At 49.5% G+C, this 21,144-nt stretch carries 15 protein-coding genes; 5 read left to right on the top strand and 10 right to left on the bottom strand.

Translation table 11 applies throughout. The features are described 5' to 3' along the window. Window positions 1-160: 160 nt before the first annotated feature. The 3 genes from EZV72_RS16005 to EZV72_RS16015 all read right to left on the bottom strand — a co-directional run bounded on the left by EZV72_RS16005 (window position 161) and on the right by EZV72_RS16015 (window position 4,583). Window positions 161-847, bottom strand: coding sequence for a DNA-3-methyladenine glycosylase I (locus EZV72_RS16005; protein WP_137168168.1), 687 nt, complete (start codon window positions 845-847; stop codon window positions 161-163). Further along, complete coding sequence (prlC, locus tag EZV72_RS16010; protein WP_137168169.1) at window positions 847-2,883, bottom strand: oligopeptidase A; 2,037 nt, start codon at window positions 2,881-2,883, stop codon at window positions 847-849. The genes EZV72_RS16005 and prlC overlap by 1 nt, the downstream gene beginning before the upstream one ends. Before the next feature lie 77 nt (window positions 2,884-2,960). Then, window positions 2,961-4,583 carry a response regulator gene (locus EZV72_RS16015; protein ID WP_137168170.1) on the bottom strand — a complete coding sequence of 541 codons (1,623 nt, stop codon included), beginning with the start codon at window positions 4,581-4,583 and terminating at the stop codon, window positions 2,961-2,963. Window positions 4,584-4,734: 151 nt separating this feature from the next. Here EZV72_RS16015 and EZV72_RS16020 point away from each other — a divergent pair, with 151 nt between their 5' ends. From EZV72_RS16020 to EZV72_RS16030, 3 genes are all read left to right on the top strand, one after another. Beyond that, the gene (locus tag EZV72_RS16020) at window positions 4,735-5,295 is read left to right on the top strand and encodes a response regulator (protein WP_137168171.1); all 561 of its coding nucleotides are present in this window, start codon (window positions 4,735-4,737) and stop codon (window positions 5,293-5,295) included. A gap of 22 nt (window positions 5,296-5,317) precedes the next feature. Then, window positions 5,318-6,943 carry a sensor histidine kinase gene (locus tag EZV72_RS16025; protein ID WP_137168172.1) on the top strand — a complete coding sequence of 542 codons (1,626 nt, stop codon included), beginning with the start codon at window positions 5,318-5,320 and terminating at the stop codon, window positions 6,941-6,943. An 83-nt stretch (window positions 6,944-7,026) separates the two neighbouring features. Next, window positions 7,027-8,343 (top strand): response regulator, encoded by a 1,317-nt coding sequence (locus EZV72_RS16030; protein ID WP_137168173.1) that lies wholly within the window; start codon window positions 7,027-7,029, stop codon window positions 8,341-8,343. On the opposite strand, the gene EZV72_RS16035 is transcribed toward EZV72_RS16030, so the two are convergent. Beyond that, window positions 8,335-9,678: a sensor histidine kinase gene (locus EZV72_RS16035; RefSeq protein WP_137168174.1), complete on the bottom strand. Its 1,344-nt coding sequence runs from the start codon at window positions 9,676-9,678 to the stop codon at window positions 8,335-8,337. The genes EZV72_RS16030 and EZV72_RS16035 overlap by 9 nt on opposite strands. Window positions 9,679-9,799: 121 nt before the next feature. Here EZV72_RS16035 and gorA point away from each other — a divergent pair, with 121 nt between their 5' ends. Both gorA and EZV72_RS16045 read left to right on the top strand, forming a co-directional pair. Further along, a complete protein-coding gene (gene gorA, locus EZV72_RS16040) occupies window positions 9,800-11,149 on the top strand; it encodes a glutathione-disulfide reductase (RefSeq protein ID WP_137168175.1) in 1,350 nt (449 codons plus the stop codon). A gap of 240 nt (window positions 11,150-11,389) precedes the next feature. Then, window positions 11,390-12,121 (top strand): FadR/GntR family transcriptional regulator, encoded by a 732-nt coding sequence (locus EZV72_RS16045; RefSeq protein WP_137168176.1) that lies wholly within the window; start codon window positions 11,390-11,392, stop codon window positions 12,119-12,121. 78 nt (window positions 12,122-12,199) lie between these two features. Here EZV72_RS16045 and EZV72_RS16050 read toward each other — a convergent pair whose 3' ends face one another. The 6 genes from EZV72_RS16050 to EZV72_RS16075 all read right to left on the bottom strand — a co-directional run bounded on the left by EZV72_RS16050 (window position 12,200) and on the right by EZV72_RS16075 (window position 21,142). Then, entirely contained in the window at window positions 12,200-15,184 is a 2,985-nt protein-coding gene (locus tag EZV72_RS16050) for a TonB-dependent receptor (RefSeq protein WP_137168177.1), read from the bottom strand. A gap of 422 nt (window positions 15,185-15,606) precedes the next feature. Further along, a complete protein-coding gene (gene eda, locus EZV72_RS16055) occupies window positions 15,607-16,224 on the bottom strand; it encodes a bifunctional 4-hydroxy-2-oxoglutarate aldolase/2-dehydro-3-deoxy-phosphogluconate aldolase (RefSeq protein WP_137168178.1) in 618 nt (205 codons plus the stop codon). 100 nt (window positions 16,225-16,324) lie between these two features. Next, window positions 16,325-17,254, bottom strand: a complete 930-nt coding sequence (locus tag EZV72_RS16060) for a sugar kinase (protein ID WP_137168179.1) — start codon at window positions 17,252-17,254, stop codon at window positions 16,325-16,327. A gap of 31 nt (window positions 17,255-17,285) precedes the next feature. Then, window positions 17,286-18,587 carry an MFS transporter gene (locus EZV72_RS16065; protein ID WP_137168180.1) on the bottom strand — a complete coding sequence of 434 codons (1,302 nt, stop codon included), beginning with the start codon at window positions 18,585-18,587 and terminating at the stop codon, window positions 17,286-17,288. A gap of 2 nt (window positions 18,588-18,589) precedes the next feature. Next, window positions 18,590-18,934, bottom strand: a complete 345-nt coding sequence (locus tag EZV72_RS16070; protein WP_137168181.1) for a cupin domain-containing protein — start codon at window positions 18,932-18,934, stop codon at window positions 18,590-18,592. A 3-nt stretch (window positions 18,935-18,937) separates the two neighbouring features. Further along, a complete protein-coding gene (locus EZV72_RS16075; protein WP_137168182.1) occupies window positions 18,938-21,142 on the bottom strand; it encodes a heparinase II/III domain-containing protein in 2,205 nt (734 codons plus the stop codon). Window positions 21,143-21,144: the final 2 nt, after the last annotated feature.

A 21,144-nucleotide genomic window follows, 5' to 3' on the forward strand; every position in this document is an offset into this window, starting at 1 on the left:
CCGTTCCTGTCGACATAAAAAATGATGCTGGAAGTGTACCCAATAACGCTGCCAAGCAACAGTCATTTGCCGCCTAAATCAGCGCTTTTAATGGCTAATTAATAAAAAACCCCGGTCACTTTCGTCACCGGGGTTTACCTGCTAATTCACTCGTTTACGCTTATCTGCGATTGCTGCCCCAGCTGTAGGACAGGATCTGGCTTAGCTGCATCAGCGGCAATCCGCTTTCCTGCTGCCAGCTTTCAAACTGGGCATTCGCGGCCGCCAGGGTCTTTTTGGTGGCAATGCCCCCATCAATCACCTCGTGCTTACGCAGATAGTCTTCATTGTCCTGCGATAACAAAAAGGTATCGATACCCAGTGCCCGCAGCATGTATGGTCCGGTATTCCCCCCCAGCCGGGCACCATGACGTTTCAGTGCCTGCCACAGTTCGGTGATACGCTGTGCCTCAAACGAGGCAACATAGTGACCAAAGCTGCCGTGTTGCTGGCGAATATCTGCAATCATCAGGGCATTGTCGCGCACCGTCATCACTTTTTTATAGTTGCGGACGATGCGCTTATCAGTGGCTTTTTGTTCCAGCATCTCGTCAGGCATCAACAGCACTTTTTCCAGATCGAAGCCAAAAAACACCGTTTCAAAGTCCGGCCATTTCTGTTCAATCACCCGCCATACAAATCCCGACTGAAATACCTGTTTGGTCATAGCGGCCAGAAAACGGTCATCGGGAATCTTTTTTACCTGGGCGGGTGTTAGCGGCGTAGACAGCAGCGCTTTAAGCCCTGCCTCGCCACCTTTTCTTTCACACGCCCGCCGATAAATGGTGCTGAATGACTCAGCTCCCATCAGGCACGGATCCCGCTGTGACGCAGAAGCGCATCCACCTGCGGCTCACGGCCACGAAAGGCCACAAACAGATCCATAGGCTCGCGGCTGCCGCCCATTTCCAGTACGTTGTGCAGGAAAGCTTTGCCGGTTTCCCGGTTAAAAATCCCCTCTTCCTCAAACTTACTGAATGCATCAGATGACAAGACTTCTGCCCACTTGTAGCTGTAATAACCGGCTGCATAACCACCAGCAAAAATATGCCCGAAGCTGTGCTGGAAGCGGTTAAATTCTGGTGGCGTAATCACCGCCACTTCTTGACGAACTTCATTCAGAACCGCCTGAACATCGACGCTGGCGCCATCGCGCTGATGCAGCAGGAAGTCAAACAGGCTGAATTCCAGCTGACGCACCATCTGCATGGCAGACTGATAGTCGCGGGCCGCCAGCATGCGATCAAGCAGGTCATTGGGCAGTGGCTCTTCGGTTTCATAATGACCCGAGATAAAGCTCAGGGCTTCTTCTTCCCAACACCAGTTTTCCAGAAATTGACTGGGCAGCTCAACAGCATCCCACGGTACCCCGTTAATACCCGATACACCGGCTACCGACATTTTGGTCAGCATATGATGCAGGCCATGCCCAAACTCATGGAACAGGGTAACCACCTCATCATGGGTAAACAGCGCTGGTTTGCCATCTACCGGGCCGTTGAAGTTGCAGGTCAGGTAGGCTACCGGAAGTTGCAGCTCGCCGTCCGGCTTATGGCGTCTGACCCGGCACTCGTCCATCCAGGCACCACCACGCTTACTGGCGCGGGCATACAAGTCCAGATAAAAACTACCACGCAGGGCATCCGCTTCATCGGTAATAGTGAAGTAACGCACATCCTCATGCCACGTATCGACCCCGGGCTGCTCGAGAATTTTCAGACCATACAGACGATGCACCACTTCAAATAAACCGTGCAGGGCTTTTTCTTCAGGAAAATACGGACGCAGCATTTCATCTGAGATCGTGTATTTTTCCTGTTTCAGCTTTTCGCTGTAGTAAGGAATATCCCAGGCTTTCAGTTCACTGACCCCGTGGGCAGTGCTGGCGTAATCTCGCACATCCTGCAATTCCTGCTGAGCCTGTGGCACTGACTTTTCAGCTAGGTCGCGGATAAAGCCTACCACCTGTTCGGTAGAATTAGCCATTTTGGTTGCCAGCGAGCGTTCCGCATAGCTGTTAAAGCCCAGCAGCTGAGCGCCTTCTGTACGTAGGGCCAGAATTTCCTGAATAACCGGGGTGTTATCCCATTTACCCGCATTGGGCCCCTGATCCGACGCACGGGTTGTGTAGGCCCGGTACATCTCTTCGCGTAGTTCGCGGTTGTCAGCGTACAGCATCACCGGCAGGTAAGAAGGAATATCCAGGGTAAATAACCAGCCCTGCAAATCTTTGCCTGCGGCGGCCTGCTTAGCCGCTGCCAGCGCCGATTCTGGCATACCGCTAAGCTGCGCTTCGTCAGTGACATGCTTGCTCCACCCCATGGTGGCGTCCATCACATTGTTTGAAAAGGTAGAAGACAGCTCAGATAAACGGGCACTGATTTGTGCATATCGTTCTTTTTTGTCCTGCGGCAAAGCGACCCCGGATAAGGTGAAGTCGCGAATGGTATCTTCAATATATTTCTGACGCTGTTCATCCAGCGTGGCAAATTCATCACTGTCGCGCAGCGCGGTATAAGCTTTATACAGCCCTTCATGCTGCCCCACCCAGGTGCCGTATTCTGATAGCAGCGGCAAACAGCTGTCGTGGGCCTCACGTAACTCGTCACTACTGACCACAGAGTTCATGTGAGATACTGGCGACCACATCTTACCCAACCGATCGTCGGCTTCTTCAATATGGGCGACCACATTGGCATAGCTGTAGTCACCAGAAGCCACCACCTCATCGATGGTTGCTTTACAATGGGCGATTGCCTTTTCCAGCGCAGGTTTGATATCTGCTGGCTTAATCTGAGAAAAAACGGGTAAGCCGTCGACCAGCTCGATTGCAGGTTGTGTCATTGATATCTCACTCTTATTTTTAACTGTATGTCTTGAATGTAGGGCTGACATACCGCAAAAACAAGGCGTCAGCCTGTTTACTGTGTTTGCCAGCTTCGCTGTAATGGCTGCATCACCAGCTGCTGCCGGATTTTATCCCGCCCGGCAACCCGGCCGATACATTCACCGGCACCATAGCGAACGCCTCTCTGCCCCAGTTGCCGGGCCTGCGTAATGTCGGCAAGGTTGAGCGCGCTTACGCTGATATGATGTTCTACGCACCACGCCATAAACTGTTCAGTCTGGGGGTGGCGGGTGTGTCCGGTATCGGCAGTAAATAGCTCACTACGCAGACAAATCCCGGTCACACCCCGGGCCAGCAGCTGCCTGGCTATAGTCATATCAGGCTGCGACATCACTACCTGCAAACTCATTCCGGCACCGGTTATCAGCGCCAGGTTGTGTAGCCCCTGTGCGGTCAACCCCATCGCGGTGGCATCGTCGCATTCAAGCACCAGCATGTGTGGCGCAATGTGATATGAGCTCAGCATCGTGTGTAGGTTAAGTGCAAAACCAAATTGCTGTAACTGTGCACTGGCCACCGGCAGCACCAGACGCTGTATATCCGGACTAAAGCGAAGCAGGCGCTCGGCTTCTTTGAGCATATCTGCTATAGCCTGGTCGCTGTGCATCTGACAAACCTGCGCCAGTTCACTGAGCGAGACATAGCCTCCCGGAGCCGGCCATTTATGCAGCAACTGAAGGCTGCTGATAAGCCCGCTGGACAAATCAGCCTGCGGTATCACGCCAAAGCCGCTGAAATGATCTGTTTCTGTCACCCTGTCCGGCTCAGTCGCTTCGCGCAGCCGGGGTAACCAGACCGGAAAACCACCTACCACCTGGCTCAGCTGGCAGACCATGCCATCCAGAATATGGTCAGTTACCGCCAGCCCGTCGGTGCAGTGCAAACCGCACAGGTGATATACCTGCGCCAGTTGCTCACGATTTATATCGCTGTGACTGAGTAGGCGGCGCAGTTCGTTATCCAGCTGGCACAACAGTTCAGGTTTATACAGACCTATCTGTGCCCAGAATACCTGATGGCTATGCTCTGTCACCACGCAGTGCAGCCCGGTGACCCGGCTAATCACATTTTGCAGGGTGAAGCGGTCAAAGCCATGAATGATATGCGTGTCTGCATAACAGGCGATCAGTGTGTACTCATCAGTGTGTACAGATACAGTCGATATATCGTTGCAGGCCGGGCTGTTGCACAGCGTTACGTCGGGTAGGGAAACAGGCACTGCTGTAGCCTTGCCTGCTGCCAGCGCCATGGCCTGTGTAATCTGCGCAGTGAGCTGATCATTTTGCCAGGGCTTGGCAACAAACCGGTGAATAATTTGCTCGTTCAGCAATTCAATCACGGTGTCAAAGTCTTCCTCACCACTGAACATCAGGCCAATTACCGCCGGGAAATGCTGATGTACATGTCGAAGTAATGCGGCCCCGCTCATGCCCGGCATTTTATAATCGGCCAAAATTACTGATACCGGCTGACGTGCCATAATCTCAAGTGCTTGCTGAGCGCTGTGTGCCGATACAATATGAAAGTCGTAGTGACGCAGAATACGTTTTACCGACGCGACGATTGCCGCTTCATCATCTACTATCAGTAATGTGTTTGTTACCTGTTCTAAGGGTACGGATACTGCTGACATCATTATCTCCGGGCCAGATGGAACTCACTGCCTTTCTTAACCGTAGACCAGAGTCACAAATGTCACAAAGTATTTTATCTGCGTCATTGTCATATCTACTTTTTCTGCTATACCTGTAAGAGTTGTCTATTTAACAAGCAGTCAGTATAGCCCTATGAAAACATTGACCTCTGGTGAAATTGCCTCTTATTGCGATGTCAATTTACGCACTGTTATTCGCTGGATCGAAAGCGGAAAACTAAAAGGTTTTAAATTACCCGGCCGGGGGAATAACCGTGTGCTGGTTGATGATTTTATTGATTTTCTTGAACGCCATGACATGCCAGTGCCCAGTCAGCTGCAGGGTGACGCCAACCCTAAAGTCCTGATTGTTGACGATGAACTGCCGGTAGCAAAATCGATACAGCGGGTCGCCCGGCGCACAGGCTACGATACCCTGGTGGCCACCGGCGGCTTTCAGGCCGGGGTCATGCTCAGCCAGCACAACCCCACTCTGATGACCCTGGATTTGAGCATGCCCGGCATGGACGGTTACAGTGTCATTCAGTTTACCCGTGAGCAGGCAAGATACAAACGCCTGAAAATTCTTGTTATTTCCGCGCTGGATGATACCAGTCTGGAACGGGCCAGAGACCTGGGGGCGGATGCTACCCTGGGTAAGCCCTTTTCTAATCATGATCTGACCGAAGTGCTCGAACGGTTTATGACCCCATGACGGTGAAGAGGGACGGTTGCTGATGAGACTGAGTTTTCAATGGAAAGTCATTGTGGTGGTTGCCCTGATCCAGACTCTGGTACTGGCCGGTGGGCTGGCCATATTTGCCAGCTATCAGCAGGAATGGAGTAGCCGCCAGCTGACCCTTGAAGCCCGGCATATTGCCAGCACTTTTGCCCGTGATAACAGCCTGCAACTGATGCAAAAGAATATCAGCGAACTGGCCGAGCATGCCCAGGATTATATGTCGACGTTTGAGCTGGCTCAGTTCACTGTGCTGGACAATAAAGGCATGGCTCTGCTTAATCAGCAGGCCGCCAACATTGCTCCTGGCCAGCGGGAAGTACTCAATGTGCCCTACTCCACAGCGGATGGCATCGCCGGCAGTATCACCATCGGGCTGTCACGCGCAGCATTTGACAGCTATTTTGAACAGTTGATGGTACTGGCAATTGGTGCCGGGTTTGTACAGGTTTTCCTGGTGAGTCTGGCCACCCGCTATCTCAGTCATGTGATTAATCGTAAACTCACTATTTTGCGCGAAGGCGCCCGCGATATCCGTCAATCGGTGGAACAAAGAGTCCCTCCCAAAACCCGTATCCCGCTAACAGGCAAAGGCGAACTGGCGCAGCTGGCGCTGGCTTTTAACGAGCTCAGCGATGCCCTGCAAGCCACCTCAGACAGCCGTTATCAAGCCCAACTGGATTTAGAAGCGCTGAACAAGAACCTGGAAAGCGAAGTGATGAAGCGTACCAGTCTGCTGCAGCATAAAACCCGCTTGCTGGAAGCGGCTAATCGAGAGCTTAAGGAAACCCAGGCGCAATTGCTGCAGGCGGAAAAAATGGCATCTGTTGGTCAGCTTGCCGCAGGCGTGGCCCATGAAATAAATAACCCGGTGGGCTTTGTGGGCTCCAACATCTCAACGCTGGCCGACTATATCGCGGCATATCAACGTATCATCGGTCTGTTAAGTCAGGCGCTGGACAATGACGCGCCTACCCCGGCGCAATGGCAACAACTACAGCATATCTTTGATGAACTTGATATTGCCTTTATCAACGAAGATATAGGCCCGCTCATTGAAGAGTCCGGCGAAGGTCTGGAGCGAGTGGGTGAGATTGTCAGAGGCCTGAAACTATTCTCACGGGTCGACAGTGATGAGCGTCAGGCGGTGTCTGTCAACGATGTTATTCGTACTACGTTGAGCATGGTTAATAACCAGCTTAAATATATCTGCACGGTAGAACTGAAATTAAGCGATATCCCACCAGTGACCATCAATGTGGGCAAGATTACCCAGGTGCTGACCAACCTGTTTATCAATGCCGGTCAGGCCATCGAAGCCACCGAGAAGCAAGGCATGGTTACAATCACAACCGCCGTGGAAGAAGACATGCTCAGTATTCGGGTCACAGACACCGGACACGGCATCAAGCAGGAGCATCTGGATAAACTGTTTAATCCGTTTTTTACCACCAAACCTGAAGGTAAAGGAACCGGGCTGGGACTGTCTATCAGCTACACCATTATTGAAGAACATGGCGGCACCATTAGCGCCGAAAGCCAGGAAGGTAAGGGTAGCGAGTTTATCGTCAGACTGCCGCTTGTCACCAGCAATGAGAAAGAGACAGAAGACAGTCTTGCCTGAAGCTTACTCTGGCCCTGTTTTATTTAAAATTTCGGTCTACACTCTAATTAACCCTTGATAAGTAACTTCGTTCAGGAGAATCAATGAGTTCCCCAACACAAGCAGAAGCGAAAAAATACACCGTGTTGTTCGTGGACGACGAGCCGAATATTCTGCGTGCCATCAAGCGGGCACTGTTTAAAATGGATATCAATATGCTGCTGGCTGAAAGCGGCATGAAGGCACTGGAATTGCTTGAGACCAACACCGTCAATGTGGTGATTTCTGACATGAAAATGCCTCATATGTCAGGAGCTGAATTACTTGAACAGGTAGCCCAGAAGTACCCGAATACATTTCGGGTGGTGCTGACCGGCTTCGCCGATATTGACTCCACGATCAAAGCGGTTAACCAGGGTAAAATTCATCGTTATCTGCAAAAGCCCTGGGATAATCAGGAGCTTATCAATACCATTGAAGAGGGTCTGGAGCGGGTTAAGCTTAAAGACGAGAATGAACGCCTGCAACTGCTGACCCGGGCTCAGAATAAAAAGCTCAAAGATATTAATGCACTGCAGGAGCAGACCATTCAAAAGCGCACCAAGCAAATAAAAGCGGCGCTCAATCGGATAGAAAAAAATAACCATGCGCTGGAACAGGTACTGTTTAACGTAATCAGTATAAATCCGTCAATTAACGGTAAGTTTGCCATTGAGGTCAGTGAACTGGCGGGTTTGCTGGCGCATCAGGCCGGCTGTGATAAAGAAACCATTAAAGTGACCAAATACGCCGGGCTCATCTGTGAGCTTGGCTGTCTGGGGCTGGAGCCGGAAGAATTTAAACCTGCGTTTGCCAAACTTAACTATCAGCAGCAAAAAGCCTATTTATCGCAAACCCGCCAGGCTGCCCTGATTCTGGCACCGGCGGCTCACCTGCAACCGGTCTGCGATATTATTGAATACCAGTTTGAGCATTACAATGGGTCTGGGCTATACAACAAGGTGGCCAAAGAAATACCTGTTGGCGCTCGAATTCTGGCGGTAGCCAGAGATTACTGGCGGCTGGTTTCCGGACGACAGACTGGCATTGATATGACGCCCAGAGATGCCAAGCTGGAGCTTAAAAAGCACCGTAATACCCGCTATGACGCCGAAGTGCTGGATATTTTGCTGAACTCAGAAGAAGTCGGCCACCCTAAATATATTGAAAACTCATTTAACGCGAAACAGCTTAAAGAGGGCATGGTACTGGCGGCCAACCTGTATAATGAAAATCATCTGCTTATTTTACCCGAAGGCCACGTATTTACCGCCAGTACGATTGAAAAGCTGACCAAATTTGAAGAAGAAAAAGGTATACCATTCAGTATTTTGATAAAGCCTGAAGCACAAACCACAGAAGAGCCGGAGCCGTCAGTCTGAGCTAACGGCAGACGCCTCATGAGCTCGGGGCAGGCGAATTGTGAACGTGGTGCCTTTTCCTGCCTCACTGATCACCTCAATGGTGCCACCGTGACTGTGAATAATTCCCTGCGAAATAGACAAGCCCAGACCAGTCCCCTGCCCTTTGGGTTTGGTGGTAAAAAATGGCGTAAATACACGCTTGAGCGTGGCAGTTTCCATTCCTTTACCGGTATCGGTCAGGGTTATCACCAGCCAGTCGCGCTGCGCACTGGCTTCGTCATCCACCTGAATAGTCAGTTCACCACCACCGGGCATGGCATGCGAGGCATTCACCATCAGGTTTACGATAACCTGCTCAAGTTGCGTTGGGTCCCCTTCCAGTTGCGTATCCTCTGTCTGAATTTTGAGCTCGATATGATGGGTTTCGTCAAAGCGACTGCGGGTCAGATTCAGACAGCGCTGAATGACAGATTTCAGTTCCATCGGTTTAAAGTTGCCGTCGGCCCGGCGTGAGAATGCGTACAGATCGCTGATGATACCGCTGATACGGTCAATCCCTTTAAGATTGGTATCTACAATCTCTTCGCAGTCTTCAAGCAAAAACTCACAGTCATGTTCGTTAAACAGGGTTTGCATCTTTACGGCGCACTCAGGATGCTGGGCAGCCAGTTCCCTGACCTGGTCAAACAAAAACCGAAACGTGGTGGTATATGCCGTCATCGATTCCAGATTTGAGCGAATATAGCCAATAGGATTGTTAATTTCATGGGCGATACCGGCGGTTAGCTTACCCAGCTCAGACATTTTCTCAGCCTGAACCAGTTGCGCCATGGTTTCAGCCAGCCCCCGTGACATCTCTTCAATACGATTCTGGCACTGGGTAAACGCGGCGTGCTGGCGTAAATCATTGAGCCGCAGCTGAATCATCCGATGCCAGCGAGAAAATATTGCCGGCGACAAATTGGCATCTGGCTCCAGTTCAAATATCAGCCAGTTTTCAGGGTCAAACTTATCGGCTAGCCGAAACACCAGCAGACGGTTATCTTCAAGCAGACTGACTCCTTGCTCCTGACCCGGCGCAAGCACCTTCTGAATGCTGCGGCAGGCAGACGATAAGCCTTCATAGCCACTTTGCCAGCCACTGTTGCGCACATAGACACTGGTCATCTGATGGACCGTTAACGGGTTTTTCCAGTGCGGTGTACACGCCCCCCAGCGTGCCACACCGTTGTCGACCAACGTGGTAACCGTGGCGCTTAAAAAGGTCGCCACCGTGTCAGTTTCACACATGGTATCAATCAAGGTGTTGGTAATACGCAGTTCGGCCCGATTATCTATGTGAGTAAGTGGCATTTAGTTTTAATCCCGGTATGCATATAGTAAAAGTAATGCTTAAATGCCAAATGCACCAATAAATAGGTTATTTTTTTACCGGTATGCCGGTGTATTTCTCCAAACCTGACAGTGAGACATTATGAAAGAATTTGATTATATCTGTATTGGCGGCGGTAGTGGCGGTATTGCCTCAGCCAACCGTGCGGCCAAACATGGCAAAAAAGTCGCTATCATTGAAGGAAACCTGATTGGCGGGACCTGCGTCAATGTAGGTTGCGTACCTAAAAAAGCCATGTGGTTTGGGGCAAATGTGGCTGAAGCCATTAACCGCTATTCTGAAGATTACGGCTTTGATGTCACGCTGAACCAGTTTAACTGGCCGGTCATGGTAGCCAACCGCCGCGCTTATATTCAGCGTATTCATGCCTCTTACGACAAGGTGCTGGGCAATAACGATATTACGGTGATTCACGGGTATGCCAAATTTATTGACGACCACACGCTGGAAGTGAACGGAGAGCATATCAGTGCCCCGCATATCACGGTTGCCACCGGCGGGCGCCCCAACTTCCCGGATATTGAAGGAGCGCAGTATGGCATCGATTCAGATGGTTTCTTTGATTTGGAAGTACAACCGGAACGGGCTCTGGTCGTTGGCGCCGGTTACATTGCGGTAGAACTGGCCGGGGTACTGTGCAGCCTGGGCACCAAAACCGACCTGGTAATCCGACATCATGCGCCACTGCGTCATTTTGATCCGATTATTCACGAGACCCTGGTCGAGATTATTGAGCAGGAAGGCCCGACCCTGCATAAACAATCCGGTGTTCAGAAAGTAGAGAAACTGGATAGTGGCGCGCTTAATGTGACCCTGACCAGCGGCGAAGTGGTGGAAACCGACTGTCTGATCTGGGCTATCGGGCGCTCGCCTAACACCGACAATATCGGCCTGGAAAATACGTCAGTAAAAACCGACGACAAAGGCTATGTGCTGGTTGATAAATACCAGAACACCGATGCTGAAGGTGTATACGCCATTGGTGATATTACCGGAAATGCAGAACTTACGCCGGTAGCGATTAAAGCCGGCCGTCTGCTCAGTGAGCGTTTGTTTAACGGCCAGAAAGACGCTCATCTGGATTACTCTCTGATCCCCACTGTCGTGTTCAGCCACCCGGCGATTGGCACGATTGGCCTGACTGAACAAGAAGCTAAGGACAAATATGGCGAAGATGATATCAAGGTTTACGCCTCATCATTTTCTGCGATGTACACAGCGGTGACCCGTCATCGCCAGGCCACCAAAATGAAACTGGTTTGTCAGGGCAAGGACGAAAAAGTGGTGGGCCTGCATGGTATCGGACACGGTATGGATGAAATTCTGCAGGGTTTTGGTGTGGCAATGAAAATGGGCGCAACCAAAGCCGACTTCGATAGCTGCGTGGCGATTCACCCGACCAGCGCCGAAGAATTTGTGACGATGACCTAGATAGTGAATTAAATCGCTAAAGTGCGTGCCTGACCGGCACGCACTACAGGGCTGATTCACCAATCTGCTGGCTGCAACTGCCTTTATCTGTAAGCTCCTGCGTGTTTTTACTCCATCTTACTTTGCAAAAAGTGTTTACCAATTAACAGATATAAATTTACCAATATTCTGATACTCTCTATAATCATTAAATACAGTGAAATCCATTACTGACTCATGTTGCGACATTAGGGGAAAACAATGAAAAGGCGCAGACGTTTCTGGACGGTGGTAGACAAACTGGAAGCTCTCATCGATCAGGGTGTGTATCCGGTAGGAAGTCGCTTGCCGGCTGAAAGAGAGTTAGCCGAAGCCTACGGCGTGAGCCGGCCCACTATCCGGGAAGCCGTTATTGCTCTGGAAGTTCGTGAGCGCGTAGAGGTAAAAACCGGCTCCGGTGTCTTTGTTATCAATAACGGAAAGTCGGCTCTGCCTGCAAAGTCGATCAGTGCTTTTGAACTGACCCAGGCTCGCGCGCTGGTTGAAGCAGAAGCAGCCGCATTGTCGGCAGCAACCATTCAGGACGACGAACTAAAAGCCCTGGAACAAACGCTGGTAGATATGCAGTCAGCCGAAAAAGCGGATGAAGCCGATCAGCGCTTTCATGAAATCATCGCACAGTCGACCCGCAATAATGCCATGGTAATGACGATTCAGAATCTGTGGAATTTACGCCGTAACGAACCTCAGATAATAGCATCCTATAAAGATGTCTGCTCCCGCGGTGAAGAACAACGTTTACTTGAGCATACGGCGATTTACGAGGCCATTGCCAAGCATGATACTGCTGCGGCAAGAAAAGCGATGCACAATCACTTTAATCGTCTGATTAATGCTTTATTTGATGCCAGTGAAGCTAAAGCCCTGGAAGAGATCAAACGTAAAACAGATGAAACCCGGGGGTTGTACTCCATTTCTCATTTAACCCAGTAATCAATCTTTCAAGGGGCGTCTTACGCCCCCCGTAAAGCAAAAAGCGAGCTACTAGCTCGCTTTTTTATTGATTGATGATTAGAAGCGATAATTTACGCCGGCCAGAATTCGTCGGTCAGTCAGATCCTGGAAGCATAGCAGTGCGCCCTCGTTGATACAGGACTGCTCTGCATCAGACTGAGTAGCATTGATGACTTCCAGACCCACATTCAGCTGCTCATTAATGTCATAGTTAACACTCATATTCAGCTGACCACGGGCTTCCTGAACGATATCGAGGCCAAAGAAGTCATCGTCGCTGGAGCGAAATGCGTCTCGCCACGTATACCTGGCCCGTGCAGACAACCCATATTTTTCATAGAAAATCGTGATGTTATAGGCATTTTCGGAAAAGTTTCGCAAAATATTTCGCTGCGTAAGATTACTCAAATCGGCATCTACATACGGGTCCAGCTGATTAAAAATGTCCCGGCTTCCGCCGTCCACATTAAGAAAATCATCGCCTGACTCAAAGTCCTGAATGGTGTAGTTGGCAATTACACCAAAGCCTGATGCCCAGCCCAGCGTTTTTTCAAACATCGACAAGTCTGACTGAAACGCAAATTCAAATCCTGATTGCGTGGTTGAGCCTGTACCATTGAAAGTTGAACGAAACGGTACACAAATCCCATTGCCTTCGCCGGGCGCATTGACCCCATAGTCGGCAACCGGGTTAAAAACACCGCCATCTTCACAGGGATCCGTGGTATCCCGGTTGACCTGTCCATCGACAATATTTGCCGCTGGCTCCTGAGTAATCTGGGTAAACAGATTGGTACGGTCTTTGTGAAAATAGCCAACGCTGAGCACACTGGCCGGAGCAAAATACCATTCGACAGAGATATCAAAAGAGGTAACTTCTTCGGGTAATAAATCAGGATTTCCCCGCTCTACCGCATCGTTGGAGCTGCCCGGGAATGTGGTTGAAGTAGACAGGTTATCAAAGCTGGCGCGGTTAATATCTTTCCCCCAGCCAGAACGGACCAGAACATCATCATAGGGTTCTGCCACCACATTGATTCGGGGTAGCCAGTAATCATAGTCACCTGTTGTGGTCACCGATACAATATCGCCGTTCAGGCTGGCATTCCCTGTCGACTCAATCGTAGTATCTATATAGCGCACACCAAAATTACCGCGAAAAAAGCCATACTCAAAAGTGGCCTGGGCATACAGGGCATCAGTGGTTTCATCAATATCAAACAGAGACAACTGCTCAACATCAGGCGTTCCGATAAGGGGGATACTGTCTCCAGATGCTGCATTGGCAGCGGTAATCGCATTATTAAATGCAGATAGCACGGCATCAGAGTCGGTAAACGATAATTCCGGATTAACCAGTAAGAAATCGCGAATGTATAACTCACGATCATCTGCATCGTTAAAGTTTGTGGGGCCCGCCACCAGTACATCAGCAAACAGGTCGCCGGTCGGGCGGTTGGCATGTTCAGGATAATTTCGAAGACGGGTACTTTGTCCCTGATCCTGATTAAAGCTGCTGGTTTTATTATAGCGATAACCAATGTCAATTGCAGTGATGACATCCCAGTCAACATAATAGGTAAAGTCTACCCGAAACGCCGTTTCTTCATTTTTGGTGACATCTTGTCCAATGTTGACGTCGCGCAAGGCATAGTTAGCCGGATCAAGCAGTTCAGCCTGCGAGGGCGTATAGGCGCTACCTTCCAGTAACCCAAATGTCAGTGCACCACTGGTCAGGTCGAACGCTGTCGGTACCGCATTATCGACAGATTCCAGCTCATCGGGCTGAGCCGTACGCGGGTTGATAAAGTCGAGTGTCGTGGAAAAGTCTGGATTGGATGAATCTGCATCTGAATAGGAAATTTCAGAGCTGATTTTAAATGTCTCACCGTACCACTCTCCCCCGAAACGGGTGATCGTGCTTTCGGTAACCCGTGAGCCAGTATCAGTCGACAAACGCATATTTGCATCGCCTCTGGGGTTATTCGGATCGTAATCCATAACGCCCGCAGTGGCTGCCAGTACTGAGCCGAGGTTACGCACACCGTTTTGTGTATCAAGCGTACCCAGATTCACTGTTTCAAAGCTGGTAATATTGGCAAACTCGGCAGTTTCCGCTACCCCGGATAGCTGCACCCGGTAACTTTCCTGAGAGCGCTGCTGATCGTTATAAATGGTATCAAGCCAAAGTTTACTATTTTGTGTGGGTGCCCACTCAAAAGAGGCTGCTACGTTTTTTGTTTCATATTCAATATTGTCATAATCCTGATTTAAGAACTGCACACGCAGGTAAGGATCATCAACAACATGGGGGCCGGTATCATCAGGCAGCACCAAACCGTCCCGGTCTACACGCGGTAAAAACGCAGTCACATCCTGTTCAACATAACTGGCACTGAATACCGCACCAAACTTTCCAAAATCTGTCTCCCAGTTATCTCCAAAGGTACCTGATAAGCGTGGCATCACATCTTCATCTGCCGACAAGTCACTGTACTCACCCTGTAATCGGATGGCAGCAATTTGCTCACTTAGCTGTAATGGGCGAAGGGTTCGTAAGTTGATGGTACCACCCACCGAGCCTTCAATCGTTTTTGCTTCCGGTGCTTTGGTCACTTCAACAGCAGAAATCAGTGAGGCAGGAATATCTTCAAAACTGATCCCGCCACGGCCAGCCCCCGAGCCCACTGTAGATACCCCGTTTATTTCAACCCGGTTGGCGTCGGTTCCGCGAATTTGAACACCCGTGCCCACCCCGGCAGTCCGGTTTATTTGAATACCAGTCACATTTTCCAGTACCTCGGCCAGATTCTGATCAGGTAATTTACCAATATCTTCGGCCTGGATAATTTCGACCAGATTATCTGATGATCGCTTTTCGGCCAGGGCGGTAGTCAGCGATTCACGAATACCTGAAACTTCGATCACTTCTACATCCTGGGTATTTTGCGGTTCAGCTTCCTGAGCTGAAGTCTGAGCAGATAATCCTGCTGCGGTAGCAGAAAGAATGACCAGAGTAATTTTGGATAATTTGTGTGCCATTGCTGTGTCCTGTATGACCTGAAGAAATTTTGCAGTACCACTACATCCCAACAGGCACTTACAAATCATTTACCCAATATTTACAACCAATCCAGCAAAAGGTCAACAAAATGGTTAATTAATTTTCAAATTTAAATTAATATTGTTATTACCAATTACATCCTCCGAAGCCATTAAAAATGGCAAAATTAGATGCACTGGAAAGAGAACCAAAGGGAAACAACGGCTTAGTAAAAGCTTATTGTAAGAATATCTTAAGCATTGAATAAAATCATATGCTCATGAATTATCGCACCTTAATTGGTTGACCAAAATGACGAGATAACAACAAAGTGAGGGTAAAGGTGGGCGTGACTGAATAGTGCAAAGTCCATGAAAGTGAATAAGCAGCCCCCGATGTAAACCGGGGGAGATTCACTTTGTTACTGGTTTGCCAATTTGCAAGCCTGCGTAATGCCAGCCCAGTCCTCAGCTTCCACCATGACTTTGGGACTAATCCATGTTCCGCCAACAGCAAAAACATTGGGCAGGCTTAAAAAGTCCTGCTTATTATTCTGATTTACTCCGCCGGTAGGGCAGAATGTGACATCCTGAAATACCGAAGAAATTGCCGATAAAAAGGCTGTGCCTCCTGACAGTTGTGCCGGAAACAATTTTTGCTCGGTAAAACCGTATTCTCTGGCCAGTAGTATTTCGCCGGTATTTGATACACCGGGTAAGACAGGCACAGACACTTTGCTCAATGACTCAAGCAGTTGCGCGGATACCGCTGGAGTCACAATAAAATCGGATCCGGCTTCCAGTGCCTGGCTTAAGATATCGTCATTTAATACGGTTCCGGCGCCAACCATCAGCTCCGGCACTTGTGTTTTGATAGCGGTTAGCGCAGCCAGCGACGACGGTGTTCGTAATACTACTTCGACTAATTTGAGCCCGGCTTCTGCCATCGCTCTGGCAATATTAACGCCTTCCTCTGGCGAATTAGCCTGGATGATCGGGAGCAATGTCTGACTCGACATCAAAGATGAAAATGGGGTCATTGGTTTTCTCAATTTTGAACATTAAACAGCTGGATGAAAGCAGGCACTGTGCATGTGGGGTCGACACGCGCACAATGCCCACTTTTGGGTTACTAAGCATTTATTCGTTGAACTTCATTGCCTGACTGAATATCTGCAGAGGAATAATGGCTCCAGGATGCTGGATGACTGTGCCTGCTGCTCTGGCCCCTAGCTGAACCGCCTCTGCAACCGATTTATTATTCATTCTGGCGCCAAGATACACACCATTAAATGCATCGCCGGCAGAAGTGGTATCGACAACATGACTAACCGGACAAATGGTATGCGTCTGCATTTGATTATCCGACCAGGTCAGCACTGATTCTGGCCCGTTTTTAACGACCACTTCACTGATTTCGAATGTCTTACAAAAAGCAATGGCATTTTCAGCCGTATCAATACCATACAGTTCACTGAGATCCTCCACGCCAGGTAATGCTATATCAGCCACGGCAAATGCCTGATTGTACTGCTCGGCGGCGTAAGCAGGACTTCGCCACAAGCGGGCCCGATAGTTCGGGTCAAAGATAATTTTCACCCCGGCTTGCTGAAGTTGCTTAACCACACGCCAGAATTGTCGCCGGTCGCTTTCGTCAATGACAGCCAGTGAGATTCCGGAAAAAAACAGGCTGTCTCCGGGCTTGATAGTGGCCAGGGACGCTGCATTTAAAAATTGCATAATCTGCCGGGCGGCTGCGTCACTTCGCCAGTACACAAAGCTGCGCTCACCCTTATCGTCCAGCTCAATCAGGTACATACCAGGCACTTTCTCATCATGCCGGAACACCAGGTGGGTATCGAGTTCCTCCGAAGCAAATTGTTGGAGCATTTTATCACTGAGAGTATCATGCCCCACCGCTGTAATAAGGCCGGTATTCAGCGACATGAAAGCACGTTTAAGGTATACCGCAGAGTTGTAAACATCTCCGGCAAATGACTGCTCGAAGGTACTGTTATGGCTTCCTCTGAGCTCCACCATGCACTCACCTAAAAAATAAATTGCGCGCATTTTTTTGTTTTCCTGTGTTCTGAGTCAGTCATCAACGCTTTTTAAGCGGCGCAACATTGGGAATCAGTAACCAGACTGCCAGCATGGCGATAATGGCCAGCGATGCGCCGATAACAAATGCTGGTGTATAATTGCCACCCGCCGTTAGCCAGGGTACCAGTGAGGTTAAACCCACCGCGCCTAACTTGGCCGCCATGCCGGAAAAACCTGACAGCGTACCAACGGCTTTTTTACCTAACAGATCACTGGGCAGGGTTTGCACATTGCCAATCGCAGTTTGAAAACCGAACAGAATGACCGCCATAATCATAACGGCTATGTGTGGTTGTCCCGGATCTGCCATTGCCAGCAGTGCCGGTAGCATAATAAGGCAGCCAAGTGTGATAACCAGCTTACGGGTTTTGTTGATGCTCCAGCCGGCTTTGAGTCGATTCTGTGCCAGCAAGCCACCAAACCACGCACCAAACATCGCGCCTACATAAGGCACCCAGCCATAAATACCGATGGCTTTGACATCCATGCCATACACTTCGTTAAGATAAATGGGAATCCAGAAGACAAATAACCACCAGATAGGGTCAATAGCAGCCGAAGCGATGATGACGCCCCAGCTTTCTTTGCGGGTCAGCAATTCGCCAGTATCAGGGTTATATTCCTCATCGGTATTTTCTGTGCCATCCGCATTCTTACTGCGCTTCTGGCCAGTAAGAATATATTCTCGTTCTTCCTCGGTAATCCACGGATGCTCTCCCGGGGGAGCTTTTACAACGATAAGCCAGGGAATGAGCCACAGCAGGCCAAGTAAGCCCACCACCACGAATACCATTTGCCAGCTAAAGTAAATCGTCAGCATGGCAATCATCGGAATAGCCACGATCCCCCCAATCGCCGCCCCTGAGTTGAATAAGCCCTGCGCAAACGCTCTTTCTTTAACCGGGAACCATTCTGCATTGCCTTTGGCCGCACCCGGCCAGTTACCTGCTTCTGCGATACCAAGAATGGCTCTGAAAAAACTAAATGACAGCATACCCTGTGCAAAAGCATGTGCAGCCGTGGCCAAAGACCATACCCCGATAGACAGCACAAAACCGATTCGCGTGCCTACCCAGTCAAATATTTTGCCAAAAATAGCCTGACCAAACGCATAGGAAAAAACAAACACAATAGAGATATTGGCGTAAATCTGCTTTCGCTCCAGCGCGGTTTTATCCGGAAACAGGTCTTCCTGTATTGCCGGCCACAAGACGCTAAGCGCCTGACGGTCGATATAATTGATAATAGTAGCCAGCGCAATCAGCGCGATTACCCACCAGCGTAAACCCTGCAGTTTCATAGCTACTCCTTAAGAAAGTCTTCCCGGGGCGGGCTGAATGTATCGATCAGGATGCCACCGGTTGGGCAAACTGCACCGTGTTCTGCATACGGTGGAATCAGGCAGCTGTCACCCGCTTTGAGTACTTTCATTTCGCCATCAATACTGAAGTGAAACTCACCTTCCACCACAAACGTTACCTGGGAGTGACGGTGTTTATGGGTATAGCCTTCTGCGCCTTTGTCGAAGAATACTTTGACCGCCATTAACTCCTCGTTGTATCCCAGCATCTGACGTTTAAGTCCACCACCAAGATCTTCCACTTCAGTTTCATTACCAAATAAAAACAGTTCGCTTTGCTTGTTCATGATTTACTCCTGATGGTTACCGACCGCAAAAACCTCAAGGTGCTGACGCGCGGTATAAGATGAATGTTGAAGGGTGAAAGTGACTGGGACTGATGCCTGCTCGCTATTGATAGCAACAACAAAGTCCTGCCCGGCAAACGTCAGTGAAACCAACGTTAATGAATCTTTCTGCTCAATACTTAGCGCATTAAGCTGACTACTGGCATTCAGCGTATATTCTTCAGACGGGTTGTACTCACCGTGCGGCTCAAGCACCGATACAAACTGATGTTTGTTAGCCTGCGAAACCCTGCGTATAAAGCCACTTTCCTGACGCAGATTGTAATTCGGATCGCCTGCCCCCAACTGCGTAAACAGAAAGTTCTCATCGGCATTAGCCAGGCTGGTCTGCGTGTAAAAACGACCGTTATCATTTAGCCAGGACACTTTAGCCAGTCCTCGCTCTGGCATACCCTGACCGGTTAGCCAAAGATGCTGATAGCCATTTTTATCGCTCACGGTGTGTAAGGTTTGCGTACTGGCTTGCAGCTCAAAACTGGTTTCAATCAGTTGCCCTTTATAATGCAGTGGCAAGTCGAGCTGGTGTGGCTGGTCAGCATCGACGGAAAATATGTCCAGCAGCAGGGACTGATTCATTCCGGGCAGGTTAATCAGTGCCATGGTTCTGTCGAGGCTGACATCCTGATAAGCAGTATTAATAGACGCTCTTGCTATCGAACCTTTCTCGCTGGTCTCAAAAAAATGTAGTTTTGGTGCATTCGCATTACCGGTCTTAACATTGCCGTTAAAGTGACTGGCTTCGTCCACCACTACCGTATTATGGGCTACGGTTTGCTTGGCGTATGTTTCGTTTTCAGGTAAATACCGACCGCCGTATTTTGCTTCAACATTCAAAAAGCGGGCAGCACCGTAATCTGACACAATTTCTGCGCCTTTGTCATAAAACTGCCAGGTCAGTTTATCAAAATGGCCATGCCCAAGACCTTGTGAGGCTGGCTTAAATACCACTGCCTGCTCGATCTCTTGCTGCCCACGCATGACCACTAAAGCGCCTTGTGTTCCATCGCTGCCATCACCATAAGCCACAGACTTAAATTCATATGGTTCAGCCAGGCCCTTGTCCAGTGCGTTAGCCACCTTCAGTCCGTCACCGGATAAAATAATGCGGTCCTGTTGTTGGGCAATATCCAGCAGCCCGGGATCTTCTGTGAGTCCATAGGCCACAGTGACACCATGCACCAGTTCGATAGTGTCAATTCCCTTACTTTTTATCGCATCATTGAGTGGAAAAAAGAGCCCGTTATAACTGAGCTGTATCGTGGTATCGATAGCTTTCAGCAATACCCCGTCGCGATGCGCAAAAATATGACGCTCAGGGTCATTATTCTCAATGGCTTTAGCAAAAGTAACAAAAGGCAGCAGCGCAAAGCGCTGATAGTAAGGGCCTTCGTTATAATACCCCTGCGGCGAGAAAAGCTTATCCAATTGCTTTAGAAAGCCGCCTTTACCGGATTTGTCTAAATCTAACAGGGCTTTTTCTACCCATTCTGGCTCATCCATCACATAGCCAGCCATACCTACCCCTGCAGTGGCCCAGGTACCGTGGTTATGCACTTTATTAAAAGTTGACGGCTGACCTTCAGACAGAAACAAGGCAACGGGTTTAAGCAACTGACTTTCAATCATCCTGCGCTTATCTTCTGCCAGCGCATCATAAACCATGTCATAAGCCTGAATGGTATAAACCAGCCACATTGCTTCGTTCAGGCTCTGCCAGAAAAGCTTGCCCGGGTTCTGCGCGTTTTCCTTACGTTTGGGATGAACATTCAGCGTAGGATATAACTCGGCGTAGGCCACTAACATTGAGCCCACATAATCAGCGTATTTTTTGTCTTCACTTAGCTGATAAACCAGCCCGGCGTTATACATTTGCTGATAATTCTTTTTATGCCTTTCGTGGGTATAACCGCCACCACCATCTTTGGGCACCGGAACCGTTACCGGCATGGACATCGTTTTATCGACCTGCTGTTGCAACGCCTCAAAAGCATCGGTAAAGCGACCTGGCTGCGAAATAGCACTGCGCATATCCGCCACAGACTGACGGGTGATAACCAGATTCGGATGCTCGGCAAGGACCGGAAAAGACAACACACTACATACCACAGCCAGGGCTGGGAGCACGCGGGAAAAAGAGATTCTGGCCATAG

The organism is Salinimonas lutimaris, assembly GCF_005222225.1.
In the GTDB taxonomy this organism is placed as follows: Bacteria; Pseudomonadota; Gammaproteobacteria; order Enterobacterales; family Alteromonadaceae; genus Alteromonas; species Alteromonas lutimaris.